The organism is Polaromonas sp. P1_G2 (assembly GCF_056405515.1).
The window spans coordinates 1-516 of record NZ_JBFUBY010000902.1 but is presented as its reverse complement, the minus strand read 5'-3'; the positions used below and the strand labels follow the sequence as shown (position 1 = coordinate 516).

General features: G+C 58.7%; 1 protein-coding gene. It reads left to right on the top strand.

The window, feature by feature from the left end; all coding sequences use genetic code 11:
- Nucleotides 1-132: 132 nt before the first annotated feature.
- Nucleotides 133-516, top strand: a 384-nt coding sequence (locus tag AC1D0P_RS28250) for an alpha/beta hydrolase family protein (RefSeq protein ID WP_477679760.1), incomplete at its 3' end; no start/stop codon positions are given.

Below are 516 nucleotides of genomic sequence, written 5' to 3'. Positions count from 1 at the left end.
AACAATGCCTCTGGAACATTCCGGAGGCATTTTTGTTGGGCGCCAATCTCTCGATAATTTCCGCAATTGCCTTGTAACCAATTGAAATTGCCCCTAGCATCCGCGCGATTTTGAAGCGTACTGGAGAATGCAATGATTGAAGCGGTCAAGCGGCTAGCGGGTGGATGGCGGGGAATCGCGTACGCCGCGTTCGCGGCAGGCGTGATCATCGCGGCCCCGGCGCTTGCCGATGCAGGCGAGACATCGCTGACGCTCGACGGCGGTATTTCGGCGACGCTTTATATTCCCGACCAGAGCGGCCCGGTTCCGGCGGTGCTGATGCTGCATGGTTTTGCCAGCAGCAAGGATGAAGTCGGCAATTTGTATGCGCGCGAAGCCAAGGCCCTGGCCGAAAAGGGCATAGCCTCGCTGCGGATCGATTTCGCGGGCTTCGGCAAGAGTGCGGGCGATCCCGGCAATATGACTGTTGACAGCGAACTCGACAATGCCAAGGCGGCGCTCGACGCGCTCAAGAAG